Source organism: Hallerella porci, from assembly GCF_003148885.1.
Classification (GTDB): Bacteria; Fibrobacterota; Fibrobacteria; order Fibrobacterales; family Fibrobacteraceae; genus Hallerella; species Hallerella porci.
Window position 1 is genome coordinate 11,554 of record NZ_QGHD01000021.1, and the last position, 14,377, is coordinate 25,930.

Here is a 14,377-nt window from a genome sequence, read left to right on the forward strand (position 1 = left end):
TCAAGGATAACGACTCATGTGGAATGTTAAAGGTACGCTTCCCTTGTTCCTTTCCATTTTTGGAACCACCTTCGCGGTGATGGGGCACTTTGTCTTTACGCAAAAAGTTCTTTCAACGCATTACGAGGGCGGAGAGCTTCTCTTTTGGAGCGCTTGGTTTCAAGCATTTTATCTCTTGCCTTTCATCTACATGATCGTTCCGGCGAGTTTCTTCTCGAATCGCTTTCCGAAAAATCGCGTGCTCGCTTGGACGTCGGTCGTCATCACCGCTTCGTTTATTGCAACGGGCATTTTTTACACATTAAAATTTTACAACTTGGCGATTTTCTTTACGCTTTTAACGGCTTCGGCTTTTGCGGTGCATAGTCCTGCGAAATACGGCATTTTGAAAGAAATGTACGGGACAAAGCAGCTCGGCTTTGCAAACGCAGTTTTGCAAATTATTTCGGTGATTGCGCTTGCGCTCGCGGCTCTTCTTGTGCCCGGATTGGATTCGGTGGAGTCGGCTTTTGAAGGTTCGTTAACGGTCAAAGAATTCCTCGGAAAAACGGTTGCGTGGCCGTGGATTTTTATGGGAATTAGCGCACTTTCAACGGTTGCCGCTTTCTTTGTGCCGAGCGTTCGCCGCGGTTATGCGTCGGCAAGACGTTCTTCGGTCTTCCGGAATTTGGCGCATACTTGGAAAATTCCGACCGTCCGCGCTTGTATGGTGGGCATTTCCATTTTCTGGATTGGCGTGCAGATTTTTGTGATGGTTTTCCAGCAGCAAGCGTCGGCGTCAAACGAAACGATTGCGCTTTTTAAGAACGGCATTTTCTTCGCGGTCATCGGACTTCTTTTGGGCTCGTTGATTGTGGCGCGCGCCTCGCGGGAATTTATCGAAACCGGACTTGTGCCGATGGGCGCTCTCGGTTCTTCGATTTGCTTAGTCATCGTGCCGTTCCTTTCTTCGCAGGTGGCGATTGATATTGCATTCTTCCTTGTCGGTACATTCAGCGGAATGTTCCTTGTCACATTAAACGCTCTTTTGCAATTTAATACGGCGCCGACGAATTCGGGGCGCATTCTCGCCGTTTCGAATTTGATTCAGATTGTGCTTCTCGGCGCTTTCCTCGGACTCGAAACTATTGTGCTGCATAATGTGCAGAAATTTTTCCCCGAATATCAAAGTTGGATTTTCCCGGGCTTCTTCATCGCCTTTGCAATTCTTTCGTTTATCGGTTTTGCGTATTCGTTAAAGCATTTGCCGCAGGCGCTTTTGCGTTCACTTCTCCGCACATTCTTTAGTCCGTATAAACTCAAGGTTATGGGCCTGCAGAATATTCCCGACGAAGGGCCGGTGCTTCTTCTCGGCAACCATTTTAGCTTTATTGACTGGGCGGTTCTTCAGATGGCGACGCCGCGTCCGCTGCGCATCGCAAGTAACAAAGACCACTTTGAAAAATGGTATTTGCGCTGCATTTTAAAGCGCATGGGAATTATCCGCATTCACAAGAAAAATACAGCGGAAGCGATGGAAAAAATCCACGAAGCGCTGAAAAATGGGGAAGCGGTCGTGCTCTTCCCCGAAGGTGAAATTGCGAAAACTCCGTTTATCGGACCTTTCCGCGTGGACTATTCTCAAGCGATTCAAGATACGGAAACCGTTATCGTTCCGTTCTACATTCAAGGACTTTGGGGAAGCCGTTACGCTTATTCGAACGATACGCATCTCTTTGGCCCGACTTTAACTCGGATTATTACTGTAGCATTTGGCGAACCGCTTCCGAAAGAAACGGAGCCGAATAAAATCCGCAACATTGTCCGCGAAATTTCAATTGATGCGTGGAGCAATTCGCTGAAATATTATAAGCCGATTGCTTCGTCTTGGCTTTATGCGTGCAAACGCGTTGTGCGTTCGGGACCTTCGATTTACAGTCCCGAAGGTGCGCATTTCTCGGGCTATAAATTGCTTTGTGCCACATTAGCGTTTAGCCGCGTTTTCAAAAAGCGTTTAGCAGGGCAAAAGCATGTGGGGATTATGCTGCCTCCTTCTGCGGGCGGAATCATTGCGAATCTCGCCGGTTGGGTCCGCGGAAAAATCAATGTGAATTTGAATTATACATCGGCGCCGGATATTGTCGAAAAGTGCATTGAACGCGCAGAAATTAAAACGATTATCACGAGTCGCGTTTTCTTGGAACGCTTGAAGCAAAAGGGAACGGATTACTCGGTACTTTCACAAGTGTGCGAACTCATCTACGCCGAAGATGTGCTCAAGAGTATTCCGAAATCTGCGATGATTTTCCACATGTTTATGGGAATTCTTCTCCCGGTAAAACTCATCGAATTTTTCTATTTCAAAAAGGTGAAACTTTCGGATACCGCAGCGATTCTCTTTAGTTCGGGAACCGAAGGCACGCCGAAGGGAGTTGAACTTACCCATTATAATATGGTGGGAAATTGCCAGCAACTTTCTTGCGTTTATAATGCGAACAAATCCGACGTGATGCTCGCAGAACTTCCGCTTTTCCATTCGTTTGGTTTGACGGTGAACGTGTTGCTTTGCCTCTTGGAAGGAATTCCAATCGTCGTCGTCGCGGACCCGACCGATGTGAAAACGATGGCTCGCGTTTGCGCCGAATTCCATGTGACTGCATTTGTGGGAACGCCGACATTCTTGCGCGCCTTTACGGTGAACCGTTGGGTGCATCCGATGTGCTTTAAGTATCTGCGTTTGATTATCGCGGGCGCCGAAAAACTTCGCCCCGAAATTTCTACCGCATTCCGTTTGAAATTCGGCAAGGAAATTTTCGAAGGCTACGGTTGCACTGAAACAGCGCCGGTGGCATCGGTCAATTTGGATAACATTCTTCTCGACGATTATTTAACGATGCAGGTGAACAACAAACCGGGAACGGTGGGAATGCCTCTCTGCGGGACTCTTTATAAAATCGTGGATCCGGATACGAATCAAGAATTGCCCATCGGCGAAGACGGAATGATTCTTATCGGCGGCTGCCAAGTGATGAAGGGTTACCTCAAAGATTCGGAACATACGAAGAATGCGATTATCGAAATGGATGGTAGACGTTGGTACCGTACCGGCGACAAAGGCCATTTAGACGAAGATGGTTTCTTAACAATCGTCGATCGTTACAGCCGATTCGCAAAACTCGGTGGCGAAATGATTTCACTCGGTGCAGTTGAAATCCGCATCAATGAAACAAAAATTTTGGAAGGCTTCGATTATATGGTGACGACAATTCCTGACAGTGCAAAGGGTGAATGCGTCGTGCTCTTGTATTCGGGCGCCGAGATGGAACCTGCCGATGTTTTACGCGCATTGCGTAAGTCGGGAATTCCGCCTCTTATGGTGCCGGGCCTTGCTTTCAAAGTTCCGCAGATTCCCAAACTCGGAACGGGCAAAGCAGACTTCAAGGCTTCGAAGAAGCTCGCGCTTGAATTAGCAAACGCTTAACATTTCTAAGTTCTGGGCAACCAAGGATTTTCATGCAAAAAAAAGGCTTGATCCCGTTTTTGATTACTGTTTTAGCTTCATCTTTTATGCAGATGGGGCTTTTCCTTTTTTTTGAACAACGGCTCAAATATTCGGTAGCAACTCCGGAATCTTTTCCGGTTTACAGCGCTATGTTGCAGGCGATGTTCTACGGACCGTATCTTTTGCTTTTCCCGATTGCGGGCTTTTTAGCGGATCGATTTGGCAAAGGAAAAGTCATCGCTTGGTCGTCTCTCGGTTATGTCGCGGGGGCAATCGTCATCGGTGTTTTGTGGACGGTTGGACTTCCCGATATTGCGATTTGGTTTGTGCTTCTCGTTTCGTCGTCGGTTGCGCTCGGAAGCCCTGCGCGTTACGGCGTCGTCAAAGAAATGTTCGGAACGGAGCATCTTGCGACGGGAATTGCGCACATGTTTACGGTCATGCTCGCGGGCGCTTTAATCGCATCCGTCGGCGTGATAAGCCTTTACAATGAATCGGCAACTCTTCTCGGCGTCGATTATTTGCTTTGGATTTTCGTCGGGGTGGCTGTTCTTTCGGCGGTTTCGGCTTTCTTCATTCCGAAAACAGGACGCGAACGCGAATCGTTACAAATCCGTTCTCCGGGACGCATTTTCCATGCGACGTGGTATATTAGCCTTTCTCGCGTCATCATTATCGGGCTCGCCGTTTTCTGGGGACTCGCCCAAGTATTTGTACTGCTTTCGCAAAGTCTTTCGAGCGAAGGATTCTTGTATGTGGTGCGCAATGGACTTGTCTTCTCCGCCGTGGGAATGATGTTCGGCGGTTATCTTGCCGCACGTTCTTCGCATCAATTTATCGAAGTCGGGCTGATTCCGGTTTCGGTCTTTGGTTGCGGTGTCTGCGCATTCTTCATTCCGATGGTTGAAAATCCGATTCTCATTCGGATGCTTTACGCTTTCCTCGGACTTTTCTTTGGCGCACTCGGAACGGTTTTAAATTCGCTCTTGCTTCAATATTCGCGCCCCGCGTCGACGGGTCGCATAGTCGCCGTATCCAATATGGTGACGATGCTTTTCCTCATTTTCGTCGTTGCATTCGAAGCGGCTCTTCTCGAATTTACGCACATCGACCGCGAAACCTTCCTCTTTGTCTTCTCGCTCTTTTTGCTCGCTGCTTTCGTGTGGGCGTTTATCCGATTCCCGCAATCGCTTTTGCGCACCATGTTCCGCGCTTATTACGTTTTCCGCTACAATTTAAAAGTTATCGGCAACGAAAATATTCCGATCGAAGGCCCCGTTTTGCTTCTCGGCAATCACACGAGTGCTATCGATTGGATTCTTTTGCAAATGGCGAGTCCGCGGCCGTTGCGGATGGCGATGAACGAAGATAAATCCGAACACGGAATTTCTCGTTGGGTGTTAAAACTCCTCGGCGCAATTCGCATTAATCGGCGAAATCCCGAGCCCGCGATGGCAGAAATTCGTAAAGCGCTTTTGCACGGTGAAGCGGTGGTCATTTTCCCCGAAGGCGAACTTGCAAAGTCTTGCAACATCGGGCGTTTTTCCATCGATTATTCTTCGGCGGTGAAAGATACGAGCGCACGCTTAATTCCTTTTTACATTCAAGGAGTTTGGGGCAGCAAGTATAGCTATGCCGATGAAAGCGTGAACTTTGGCGAAAAATTAACGCGCATCGTTTCCATCGCATTTGGCAAAGAATTTCCGCTTGATACCGATCCTGCAAAACTGCGAAATATTTTGCGCGAACTTTCGATGACCGCATGGGCAAAATCCCTTTCGTATTATCCGACCATTGTGCCGTTCTGGTTAAAAGCGATGAAGCATCGGGTGCGTCACCACGTCGCCATTTACAGTCCGCTCGGCAATCATTTGACCGGCTACGGTTTAATGCAGCAAGTGTTAATTTATGCGCACGCTCTCGGCAAAGTCGCGAAAAAAGAAGAACGCGTCGGCTTTATGCTTCCGCCTTCGCCCGAAGGAATTTCGCTTTTGCTCGGCATTTGGACCGCAGGCAAAACGAGTGTCAATTTGAATTATACATCGGGCTTAGATACCATTCTCAAATGCATTGAACGCTCCGAAATTAAAACGGTGTTAACGAGTTGGGAATTCCTCAACAAATTGCAGCGCCGCGGACAAGATTATTTGAAAATCGGAACGGTTTGCAAACTCATTTGCATCGAAGATTTAGAAAAATTAGTCAATCCGATTTATCGGGTTTTTGCGTTCGCTTCGGCGGCTCTTCTCCCCGCGCGGACAATCAATTTCCTCTTTGCAAAATCCGTCAAACCCGACGATACCGCAGTCGTTCTTTTCAGTTCGGGCTCCGAAGGCATGCCGAAAGGTGTCATGCTTTCGCATCGCAATTTAGTTTCGAATACGCAGCAATCCAATTCGATTTTTAACATTCGCCGAAACGATGTAATCCTCGAAGAACTTCCGATTTTCCATTCGTTTGGTTTAACGGTCACGACGTTAATGCCTCTCTTCGAAGGCGTTCCGCTTGTCACTTGTTCGGAACCGACGGATGTGAAAACGATGGCTCGTGTTTGCGCCGAATTCCGCGTCACCATTCTCGTGGGAACGCCGACATTCTTGCGCGCTGTGGGCATTAACCGCTGGGTGCATCCGATGTGCTTCAAGCATTTGCGCCTTGTCCTCTCGGGAGCCGAAAAACTCCGCTCCGAAATTCGCGATTTGTTTGCGCGTAAATTCAAAAAAGAAATTTACGAAGGTTACGGTTGCACCGAAACGGCACCGCTTGCGACTTTCAACACCGAAGACGTTTTGCTCGACGACTTCCTCACCACCGATCCGCGCTTTAATCCGAAATCGGTCGGCATGGCGATTCCAGGAATCGGTGTCAAAATTATCGATCCCGAAACGAACGAAGAATTGCCGCAGGGCGAAGAAGGCATGATTCTCATCGGCGGCTGCCAAGTGATGAAGGGTTACCTCAAAGATCCAGAACGCACGAAGAGTGTCATCCTCGAAATCAATGGACATCGTTGGTATAAAACCGGCGACAAAGGCTACTTGGATAAAGATGGCTTCGTCATCATCGTCGATCGTTACAGCCGATTTGCAAAACTCGGCGGTGAAATGATTTCACTCGGCGCAGTCGAAGCGAAATTGAACGATACCGAACTTCTTTTGGGAATGGATTACGTCATCATCGCAATTCCCGACGAAGTCAAGGGCGAACGCATTGTGCTTTTGTATGCGGGCGATAAAGAAGCGGATGAACTTTTGCGTGAACTGCGCAAATCGGGAATGCCGCAGATGATGATTCCGGGCGCCGCATTTAAACTCGATGCCATTCCGAAACTCGGCTCGGGCAAAGCGGACTTTACGACCGCAAAGAAAATCGCCACAGAACTTTGCGCGAAGGCATAATGAAAATGGATTCCCAAAATGTCGGCTTCTCCAAAATGCGGACCGTCCGTGTTTTTGGAATCGGGCTTGTCTTCTTGGGAATCATTTTTGTTTCCCTCGGATTCGTCCTCAATTACGCAGATGATTTTGCGTCGCAAGTGGTCAATTTGGCGATGGCGCGGTACAGCAATTTTACCGGAAAATTCGCACTCAATAATTTCGCCGAAGATCAGCAGTTGATGAAAATTTTGCTCTCGGTCAAAGATGATTTGTTGCCGTTTATTCAAGGCACAAAACCGTTCGTCTTTTTCGCGGGCATTTTATTTTCGCTCGCGGGCATTTTTGCGCTGATTTTTCCGCAGCCATCTTCGCTTGGACTTTTGAAACTGCGCATTTTGCATTTAGAAAACGAAGACGCAAAACCGTTTCATTTTTCGCGGAAAACGCTCTGCATTCTCGCGGGCATTTTTGCGCTTTTGTTTATCGTCTTTGGCATTGTAAAATGCTCGGATCCGAGCCGCAAAACGCCCGAAAAAATTGCGGAATTAGAGCGCGAAGCGTCGCAGATTGAAAAATTACAGCGGGAATATTTCGGAAGGAAAAAATCTCTCGGCACATGGGAACAAATCGGCTACGCTCCCGCAGAATCCGAATATTTCCTTTTTGAAAAACGCGGCAAATTTGCGTGGCAAGCGCGAAACCGCGAAAAGTGGGAAAGCTGCCCCGATTCGAGCATTTGGAAAGTTTCCTTCGAAATCACGGGCTTCTTTTCTAAAGAACTTAAAGTGTATAAATCTTCGCCGAAAAACTGCGTAAAAATTAGAAATGAGAAATGAGTGCGCACCGCTTCGCGGTGCTTCGCTTTCGACGAGTTAGGAATTAAAGCGGTTAACTAACTCCTAATTTATTTTTATTTTTGTTTCGAATTTTTCTGAGGAAACACCATGACAACTACTATTGTCGTCTTCATTCTTTACCTGCTGATGATGCTTGGCATCGGCTTCTATTTTTCCAAAAAAGCGAATAGCTTGAAAGCTTACTACTTGGGCGATCGCGGCATGAACAAGTGGGTCGTAGCGATGAGTGCGCAGGCTTCGGATATGAGCGGTTGGCTTTTGATGGGGCTTCCGGGAGCCATTTACTTCAGCGGATTTTCCGAAGTGTGGATTGGCGTCGGGCTTGTCATCGGCACTTACGTCAACTGGAAAATCGTCGGGCGCAGACTTCGCAAATACTCGCATTTCTGCGGCGATTCCATTACTCTTCCCGATTTCTTCTCAAATCGTTTCCGCGATAAGCGCGGCATTTTACGCGTGATTTCGGCTGTTTTCATCTTGGCGTTCTTCCTCTTTTACACGACTTCGGGCTTTGTTGCTTGCGCAAAACTCTTTTCAACCGTGTTCGGGATGAGTTATTCTTCTGCGCTGATTTTGGGCGTAGCAGTGGTCGTGAGTTACACATTCCTCGGCGGATTTTTGGCGGTGAGTTGGACGGACTTTGTGCAGGGCATGATGATGCTTATCGCTGTTTGCTTAGTGCCGACGATGATTTTTAGCGAAGGCGGTGGATTTGCGCAAACCATTCAATCGGTGAATTCTCTCAATCCAGCTCTCTTCAATATGTTTACGAATGCGCAGACCGGAAAGGCGGTCACCCTTTTAGCGCTCATTTCTAGTCTCGCTTGGGGACTTGGCTACTTTGGAATGCCACACATTCTCGTGCGCTTTATGTCGATTAAAGATCCCGAAGACATTAAACATTCTCGCCGTATTGCGACGACTTGGGTGATTATTTGCCTTATCGCTGTAGCCTTCATCGGACTTATCGGACGTTATTACACCGATGCGCACGGAATCGTTATCGATGACCCCGAAAAGATTTTCATGGTTTTGGTGCAAAGTCTTTTCCATCCGGTGATTGCTTCGATTTTGATGGCGGCAATTCTCGCAGCGATTATGAGCACCGCGGACTCGCAACTTTTGGTCTCGGCTTCGGCGTTCTCCAATGACCTTTACAAACATCTCTTCCGCAAAAATGCATCGAACAAAGAAATGATGTGGGTGAGCCGCGGCATCGTCGTAGGCATCGCTGTTCTCGCGGGAACTCTCGCTTATCAAGGTCGCCCCGATGCTGCTGTGCAACATGGAAAAAGCTTCCTCGATGTGGTGATGAGCCTCGTGAGCTTTGCGTGGGCGGGATTCGGTTCGACATTTGGACCGTTAATGCTTCTCGCCCTTTTCTGGAAGCGGACGACTTTTGCAGGCGCCATCTCGGGCATGCTCGTGGGCGGAATTACCGCATTCGTTTGGAAATTTTACCTTTCGGGCTTTGCGGATTCCTGCGAAATTTTCGGGCTCTACGAACTCGTGCCCGGATTCTTCCTTTCTCTCGCTACGATTTTTGTCGTAAGCCTTTGCACGAAGAAGCCGTCGCAAGAAATCGTTGACGAATTCGATATGGTTGAAAAGACTCACTTAAATGAAATTGAAGTGAGAAAGTAATGCAGTAAAGTGCGAAAAAAAACGCAGTGAAAGCTGCGTTTTTTTTGTGGAAAGTTTTTGCAAAAAAAATCCTCGCCGGCGGCGAGGATTTTTCGTTTAGAGTTCTGGTTCGTGTCCCGTTAAGCGGACAAAAATTTCGACGTATTTCGCCAAAGTATTTTTGACGACTTCAGGCGGAATTTCTGGACCCGGGTAAGTCTTACCCCAATCCAAAGTTTCGAGCCAATCGCGGACATATTGCTTGTCAAAGCTTTCTTGGTTCTTGCCGACTTGATATTTGTCAGCGGGCCAGTAACGGCTAGAATCCGGAGTGAGAACTTCGTCGATTAAAACGGTCTTGCCGTCGATTTCGCCAAATTCAAACTTCGTATCGGCGAGGATAATGCCTTTTGTTGCCGCATAATCGCGCGCCTTCGTGTAAATATCCAACGAAAGATTGCGCAAATCGGTGGCGACTTTTTCGCCGACAATGTCAAAGGTTTGTTCGAACGAAATGTTTTCGTCGTGGCCGACATCGGGCTTTGTACTCGGCGTGTAAAGCGGCTTTTCAAGTTTTTGGCAGAGCTTCAATCCGTCGGGCAAAACGTGTCCGCAGATTTTACCGGTCTTCTGATAATCCTTCCAGCCCGAGCCCACAATGTAACCGCGGACAATGCATTCCACGCTGTGACGCTTTGCTTTCTTCACAATCATCGAACGACCGCGTAAATAATCCTTGTACTTTTGCAGCACAGCCGGATATTCATCGACGTTCGCCGTGATCAAATGGTTCGGCATTCCGAGATGCTGAAACCAGAAGAGCGAAAGCTGGTTGAGGATTTTTCCTTTGCCTGTAATCGGCGTGGGAAGCACCACGTCAAAAGCAGAAAGGCGGTCGCTAGCGACCATTAAGAAGCTGTCGCCCAAGTCGTACATATCGCGGACTTTTCCTTGGTGGAACAGCGGAACATCGGTAATCGGAGTTTCAAATTTTAAGCTCATAGTGCTCTAAATTTAGTTAAAGGCGCTCGGATTTGGCAATGTTTGAAAAGGCTTAATAATTCGGAATTTTCGAGGAATCAATTTATTTAAATTTTTCCCATGAAAATTATCGGAATTTGCGGAAAAATCGGATCTGGCAAAAGCGCTGCCGGCGTATTTCTCGAAGAATTAGGCGGATTCGTTTTGGATTTAGATGTCGAAATGCACACGCTTTATGCGGAATCGTGCGAATTGCAGCAGAAAATTGCGGAAAATTTCGGCGCGGAATGTGTGAAAAATGGCTTCGTCGATCGCGTGAAACTCGCATCCCGAGTCTTTCAACGCTTAGAAACGCTCCAAAAATTAGAATCCATCGTGTATCCGCTCTTACAAAAAAGCGTGGAGCAAAAATTGGAAGCTGCAAAAAAGGCGGGAAAAGTCAAAATTGCCGCCGTCGAAGGAGCGCTTCTTTTCAAATGGCCAGAATTTTCGCGGAATTTGGACGCAATTTGGGTCGTCGAAGCCACGGATTCTGTCCGCTTAGAAAGATTATTAAAACGCGGTTTGACAAAAGAAGACGCGGAGCGCCGCATACAAATTCAAGCGCAAGATCCGCTCCCGCCGAATGCGAAATACTTTTATTTGGATAATTCAGGGGCAATTTCTGCGTTACAGAAACGCGTCTGCGAACTCGCCGAAATTTAAAATCGCAGAAAATTTCCCGAGCGACCTTGGAGATAAGCGCGGAAATTCTAAATTGTAAAAAGTATGTTAAGAACATGTAAAAACGAAGACATTTGATGTCCTTAGAAGGATGAACTAACCATGTTACTTTCGCAAATCATCCAGTGTATCGTCTTCCTCGTTGGTGGCGCTGGAATTTTTCTACTCGGCTTAAGATTTCTCTCGATGGGTCTGCAAACAATTGCGGGTCCAACACTTCAAAAACTCATCAGTAAGGTCACGAACCACCGCATTCTAGGAGTCCTAGTCGGTATGGGCGTGACCTGTCTCGTTCAATCGAGCGCGGTCACGATGGCGATGGTCATCGGATTTGTGAACGCGGGAATTATGCAGCTTGCGCAAACTCTCGGCGTGATCATGGGCGCAAACATTGGAACAACGATCACCGGCTGGGTTTTGGTTTTGAACGTTGACCAATACGGAATGCCAATCGCAGGCGCTTGCGCTCTCGTCTATTGTTTTGCCAAAAAAGAACGTGTGAAGTATTCGGCCCTCGCCCTCCTCGGCGTGGGTCTTGTTTTTGTAGGCCTCGCCGCGATGAAGGTTTCGCTTGCTCCGGTTTCGAGCAATCAAGACTTTTTAAATGCGCTTGCCGTTTTCAATGCCGAAAGCCTTCCGAGTATTTGCGCGTGCATTTTCGTCGGCTTCTTGATGGCGACGATTATGCAATCGAGTTCTGCGTCTCTCGGTGTGACGATTGTGCTCGCTTCGCAAGGTTTAATCGGATTTAATACGGCGGCAGCTCTCGTCCTCGGACAAAATATCGGCTGCACCATTTCGGCGTTAATGATTGCGGTGAATACTTCGCGGCATGCGCGTCGGGCAGCGTTCTTCCATTTATTCTTCAATATCTTTGGCGCAATTTGGGTAACGATTCTCTTCGATCCGACGATTCATTTTATGCGTTGGTTCTTGGAATCCGCAGTGGGAATTGCAAATCCGGATGATGCGAAAAATGTGACTCTCGCGATTGCTCTCTATCATACGACATTTAATGTGGCAAATACTTTGGTGCTCTTACCGTTTACCGGAAAAATTCCTGCGCTTTTGGATAAGCTCTTCCCGAATAAGGTGCAATCGAAACATGCTGTGGTGACGAAACTCGATCCGGCGTTAATCAAGTCGCCGTTTGCTGCGATTACGCAATCTGCCCGCGAAATGGGAATGATGAATCAAACCGTTTGCAATATGCTCTCGGATTTGCGCAAGGTCATCGACGGCAAAGCGGACAAAGAAGTGGTGGAACGCATTTTTGAAAATGAAGCGAAACTCGATACCGCTCAGACCGAAGTCATTGAATTCTTGACGGGACTTCTTTCGACAAGCGTATCGAAAAGCATCGCAAACGATGCGGAACGTCAGCTTCGGATGAGCGATGACTTGGAAACCGCTTCGGATTATGTAACGCAGGTTTTAAAACTGTGGTTGCGGATGCGCGATCACAATGTCGCCTTTGACAAAGCGCATCAAGATGATATTTTATCTCTCCACGAAGGAGTCGCTAAGTTAGCGGCAGATGTCGCGACCGTTCTCGATAATCAACACAATGTCCGTAAATTGGCAGAAATTCGCCGCGAAGGGCATGTGCTTACAGAACAAGTCCGCGAATGCCGCGCAAAGCATTGGCGTCATGTGGCCGAAACCAACGAAGATCCGCTGCTTACGACAACCTTCACCGATCTCTTGGGCGCTTACCGCAAAATCAAGGAACACTTGGTGACAGCGACACAAGCCCTTTGCGCAGAAATCGTAGAAAACTAAAAAAGGCGCCGAAGGCGCACGAGTTTTAAATCGCGGCGAAGCCGCCTTAACATTTCTCATTTAAAAAGTCTTCCCGCAACGCTGCAAGAACGAATTTGACATGTTAAATGGCTTGTCGCAGCGTTGCATGGACGAATTTGACATGTTAAATGGCTTGTCGCAGCGTTGCATGGACGAATTTGACATGTTAAATGGCTTGCCGCAGCGTTGCATGGACGAATTTGACATGTTAAATGGCTTGCCGCAGCGTTGCATGGACGAATTTGACATGTTAAAAGCCTTGCCGCAGCGTTGCATGGACGAATTTGACATGTTAAATGGCTTGCCGCAGCGTTGCATGGACGAATTTGACGTGTTAAAAGCCTTCCCGCAACGCTGCATGGACGAATTTGACGTGTTAAAAGCCTTCCCGCAACGCTGCATGAGAAAAGTTTCCCTTTTGCGTTGCAAAAGGGAAAGCCTGCTTGGATTCAATTCACAATAGATAATTAGCAATGCATAATTAGAGAGTTAAGCGCTTCGCGCGAATATTCCCCAAATTATTGAGGCAAACTTTCGCGTTTTCCCACGGCGGCGCCGCCGCAACATTTCTCTGCCCTAGTTTTATTAAAACACTAGCCAAAGCGTTTTTTTTCTTACATTGCTTTACAAAAAATAACCTAGGAGTGTAATATGGAACTTCACTTGGGAATAAAATTTGTAAAGTTCGCGCTTGGCGCTGCTTTATTACTCGGGCTTTCTGCTTGTGAAAATTCAAAGATGAATTCAAAAATGACAGACAAACGCGATGGCAAAGTTTATAAGACCGTAAAAATCGGAGTGCAAACTTGGATGGCAGAAAATTTGAATTACGCTGGGAATGGCGTTTGTTATGAAAATGAGCATAACAACTGCGGAAAATGGGGACGGCTTTATACTTGGCATGAAGCACTAAATGCTTGCCCCGAGGGATGGCACTTGCCGTCTGAAGCCGAATGGAAAATCTTAATTGATGCTGTGGGTGGAGAAGATAAAGCAGGCCTTGCTCTCAAGGCGAAAAATGGTTGGAAAGAAGGCGAAGGAAAAAGTGGTAACGGAACGGAAGCCTTTGGTTTTTCAGCGCTCCCCGCGGGAGGCAGTTACGACCGTGGCCGCTACTACTACGCAGGCGAGTACGCTTACTTCTGGTCTAGTACCGAGCACAATAGCCGCATTGCCTACTTCATGTACTTGTACTACGACTACGTCTACGCGGGCCTGGCCAGCCGCAATAAGGGCTATGCGTTTTCTATCCGTTGCCTAGAGAACTCCAACTAGGGGCGCGGAGCGGGTCGCGAAAATTTTTCAAAAAACATGTTGTGTCATCCTGAACGGAGAACCGTAGGTTCGTAGTGAAGGATCTAGCACTTGTTTTTGCAATAGAAAATGCTAGATCCTTCGCGTTGCTCAGGATGACACGCGGGCTCCGCACAGGATGACACTTAATCAGCGTCTACTGACTACTGACCACTAATCACTTCTAATTTCTAACTCCTAATTTCTAATTTTTCACTTTGTCACTTTTTGTCATCCGC

The 14,377-nt window shown here is 47.5% G+C and carries 9 protein-coding genes; 8 read left to right on the forward strand and 1 reads right to left on the reverse strand.

All coding sequences use genetic code 11. The annotated features are described in order from the left end of the window. Positions 1-16: 16 nt before the first annotated feature. From B0H50_RS09390 to putP, 4 genes are all read left to right on the forward strand, one after another. A complete protein-coding gene (locus tag B0H50_RS09390) occupies positions 17-3,460 on the forward strand; it encodes an MFS transporter (RefSeq protein WP_106199214.1) in 3,444 nt (1,147 codons plus the stop codon). A gap of 59 nt (positions 3,461-3,519) precedes the next feature. Then, complete coding sequence (locus B0H50_RS09395; RefSeq protein ID WP_158275901.1) at positions 3,520-6,879, forward strand: MFS transporter; 3,360 nt, start codon at positions 3,520-3,522, stop codon at positions 6,877-6,879. Positions 6,880-6,914: 35 nt separating this feature from the next. After that, entirely contained in the window at positions 6,915-7,694 is a 780-nt protein-coding gene (locus tag B0H50_RS09400) for a hypothetical protein (RefSeq protein WP_158275902.1), read from the forward strand. Between the two features lie 108 nt (positions 7,695-7,802). After that, entirely contained in the window at positions 7,803-9,359 is a 1,557-nt protein-coding gene (gene putP / locus B0H50_RS09405) for a sodium/proline symporter PutP (protein ID WP_106199220.1), read from the forward strand. Positions 9,360-9,455: 96 nt separating this feature from the next. Here putP and B0H50_RS09410 read toward each other — a convergent pair whose 3' ends face one another. Beyond that, positions 9,456-10,340 (reverse strand): phosphoribosylaminoimidazolesuccinocarboxamide synthase, encoded by an 885-nt coding sequence (locus B0H50_RS09410; RefSeq protein ID WP_106199223.1) that lies wholly within the window; start codon positions 10,338-10,340, stop codon positions 9,456-9,458. A 99-nt stretch (positions 10,341-10,439) separates the two neighbouring features. On the opposite strand from B0H50_RS09410, the gene coaE reads away from it, so the two are divergent. The 4 genes from coaE (at position 10,440) to B0H50_RS09430 (ending at position 14,120) form a co-directional block, all read left to right on the forward strand. Next, positions 10,440-11,024, forward strand: coding sequence for a dephospho-CoA kinase (coaE, locus tag B0H50_RS09415; RefSeq protein ID WP_106199225.1), 585 nt, complete (start codon positions 10,440-10,442; stop codon positions 11,022-11,024). A gap of 120 nt (positions 11,025-11,144) precedes the next feature. After that, positions 11,145-12,824 (forward strand): Na/Pi cotransporter family protein, encoded by a 1,680-nt coding sequence (locus tag B0H50_RS09420; protein ID WP_109587615.1) that lies wholly within the window; start codon positions 11,145-11,147, stop codon positions 12,822-12,824. A 100-nt stretch (positions 12,825-12,924) separates the two neighbouring features. Beyond that, a complete protein-coding gene (locus B0H50_RS09425) occupies positions 12,925-13,308 on the forward strand; it encodes a hypothetical protein (RefSeq protein ID WP_109587616.1) in 384 nt (127 codons plus the stop codon). A 188-nt stretch (positions 13,309-13,496) separates the two neighbouring features. Beyond that, the gene (locus B0H50_RS09430; protein WP_106199231.1) at positions 13,497-14,120 is read left to right on the forward strand and encodes a fibrobacter succinogenes major paralogous domain-containing protein; all 624 of its coding nucleotides are present in this window, start codon (positions 13,497-13,499) and stop codon (positions 14,118-14,120) included. Positions 14,121-14,377: the final 257 nt, after the last annotated feature.

Excerpts from the sequence above, each read along its gene's own strand:
- B0H50_RS09420 (WP_109587615.1), top strand. The coding sequence starts at position 11,145 with ATGTTACTTTCGCAAATCATCCAGTGTATCGTCTTCCTCGTTGGTGGC.
- coaE (WP_106199225.1), top strand. The coding sequence starts at position 10,440 with ATGAAAATTATCGGAATTTGCGGAAAAATCGGATCTGGCAAAAGCGCT.
- B0H50_RS09410 (WP_106199223.1), bottom strand. The coding sequence starts at position 10,340 with ATGAGCTTAAAATTTGAAACTCCGATTACCGATGTTCCGCTGTTCCAC.
- B0H50_RS09390 (WP_106199214.1), top strand. The coding sequence starts at position 17 with ATGTGGAATGTTAAAGGTACGCTTCCCTTGTTCCTTTCCATTTTTGGA.
- B0H50_RS09425 (WP_109587616.1), top strand. The coding sequence starts at position 12,925 with ATGTTAAATGGCTTGTCGCAGCGTTGCATGGACGAATTTGACATGTTA.
- B0H50_RS09430 (WP_106199231.1), top strand. The coding sequence starts at position 13,497 with ATGGAACTTCACTTGGGAATAAAATTTGTAAAGTTCGCGCTTGGCGCT.
- B0H50_RS09400 (WP_158275902.1), top strand. The coding sequence starts at position 6,915 with ATGCGGACCGTCCGTGTTTTTGGAATCGGGCTTGTCTTCTTGGGAATC.
- putP (WP_106199220.1), top strand. The coding sequence starts at position 7,803 with ATGACAACTACTATTGTCGTCTTCATTCTTTACCTGCTGATGATGCTT.